Source organism: Pseudooceanicola lipolyticus (assembly GCF_002786325.1).
GTDB lineage: Bacteria > Pseudomonadota > Alphaproteobacteria > Rhodobacterales > Rhodobacteraceae > Pseudooceanicola_C > Pseudooceanicola_C lipolyticus.
Genome location: NZ_PGTB01000306.1, coordinates 1 through 2,143, shown reverse-complemented (window position 1 = coordinate 2,143; position 2,143 = coordinate 1). Strand labels below are relative to the sequence as shown.

Genomic DNA, 2,143 nt, shown 5'->3' with positions numbered 1-2,143 from the left:
CGCGACTATCCGCAGGCCCCTCATTCCGCCGGCACCGGCGCGGCGCGGCGCGCCCCGCCCGCAACGCGGAAGCGCCGGTCGCTCAGCGATAGCCCCCCGCCCAGAGCCATGATCAGGCAGCCGGCCCAGATCCAGCCGGCAAACGGCTTGATATAAGTGCGCAACACCCAGCCGCCGTCGTCCTGGTCATCGCCGATCACCACGTAGACATCGCGCAGCAGGCGATAATCGATCGCCGCCTCGGTGGTGGGCATGCCCGCCACCGGATAAAAGCGTTTTTCCGGGTAAAGCATGGCCAGTTGCCGGCCATTGCGCGTCAACTCCACCGCCGCGCGGGTGGTGGCATAGTTCGGGCCGCGGCCTTCCTCTACCTCGACCAGGGTCAGCTGATAGGCGCCGATGCCATAGCTCTCGCCCGGCTGCACCACGCGGATATCTTCCTGCTGCCAGGCGGTCAGCCCGGCAATGGCAAAGATCGTCACGCCCAACCCGGAATGCGCCACCGCGCGGCCCCAGTCGGCGCGCGGCAGGCGCGCCAGCCGGCCCAGCCGCCCGGCACCGTTGCGTCCGGTGCGAATCCACAGGTCGGTCAGGGCACCGCCGACGATCCAGGCGCCCAGGAACAGCCCCACCGGACCCAGCGCGCTGCGCCCGGTCTGCAGCGCCCAGGCCAGCGCCGCCAATGCCAGAGCCAGCACCAGAACAAAGCGCAGCGACCACAACGCCCGCCCGATCCGCGCCCGTTTCCACGGCAGCAACGCGCCCACCGGCAACACCAGCCCCAGCACCACCATGAACGGGGTAAAGGCCAGGTCGAAAAACGGCGGCCCGACCGACAGCGTCCGGTCAAACGCCATCTCGGCCAGCATCGGCCACAAGGTGCCGGTGCAGACCACGAAACAGCTGACCGCCAGCAGGATGTTGTTGACCACCAGCGCGCTTTCGCGGCTGACCATGCCAAACACGCCCTTGGCCTCCATCGCGCCGGCGCGCAGTGCGAACAGCACCAGCGCGCCGCCGGTGAACACCGCAAGGATCGCAAGGATGAACACCCCACGGGTCGGGTCACTGGCAAAGGCATGTACCGAGGTCAGAACACCCGAACGCACGATGAACGTGCCGATCAGCGAAAAGCCGAAGGCCAGGATGGCCAGCAGGATGGTCCAGCTTTTCAGCGCCTCGCGCTTTTCCACCACGATCGCCGAATGCAGCAGCGCCGCCGCCAGCAGCCAGGGCATGAACGAGGCGTTTTCGACCGGATCCCAGAACCAGAATCCCCCCCAGCCCAGTTCGTAATAGGCCCACCACGACCCCAGCCCGATACCGATGGTCAGGAAGAGCCAGGCCGCCAGCGTCCAGGGCCGCACCCAGCGGCCCCAGGCGGCATCGACCCGCCCCTCGATCAGCGCGGCGACGGCAAAGGAATAGGCCATCGAGAACCCGACATAGCCGAGGTAGAGAAACGGCGGATGGAAGGCCAGGCCCGGATCCTGCAGCAACGGGTTCAGGTCGCGCCCGTCAAACGGTGGCACCGCCATCCGCAGGAACGGGTTGGAGGTGAACAGGATGAAGGCGAAAAACGCCACCGCGATCGCCGCCTGCACGCTCAGCACCCGCGCCTTCAGCGTCGGCGGCAGCGCCCCGCCGAACCAGGCGGCGCAGGCCCCGAACAGGGTGACGATCAGCACCCACAGCAGCATCGAGCCTTCGTGGTTTCCCCAGGTGCCGGCGATCTTGTACAGCATCGGCTTGGCCGAATGGCTGTTATCCACCACCAGCTTCAGCGAGAAGTCGGAGGTGACAAAGCCATGCATCAGCGCGCCGAAGGCAAAGGCGGTCATCAGGAACTGGGCATTGGCTGCCGGTTCGGCCACCGCCATCCAGCCCGGCCAGCGCTTCGCCGCGCCGATCATCGGGACCACCATCTGCACGATGGCGATCAGGAAGGCGAGGATCAGGGTGAAATGGCCAAGCTCGGTGATCATGGCGCCTGTATATGACGGCCCCGGGGCGCATCCAACGCTTTTCGCGCGCGCCGCGGGATCACATTGTCGCGGGGCTCAGCCGGGGCGCAGCGTCCGCCAATGGTCCAGCGCCGGATTGCGGCCGGGCGCGGTTGCGGCCAGCGCCAGCGCCGCTTCCG

1 protein-coding gene is annotated in these 2,143 nt (G+C 67.6%); it reads right to left on the bottom strand.

The annotated features are described in order from the left end of the window. Positions 1-20: 20 nt before the first annotated feature. Positions 21-1,985, bottom strand: coding sequence for a heme lyase CcmF/NrfE family subunit (locus CVM52_RS25345; protein ID WP_100165023.1), 1,965 nt, complete (start codon positions 1,983-1,985; stop codon positions 21-23). Positions 1,986-2,143 lie beyond the last annotated feature (158 nt).

Excerpts from the sequence above, each read along its gene's own strand:
- CVM52_RS25345 (WP_100165023.1), bottom strand. The coding sequence starts at position 1,985 with ATGATCACCGAGCTTGGCCATTTCACCCTGATCCTCGCCTTCCTGATC.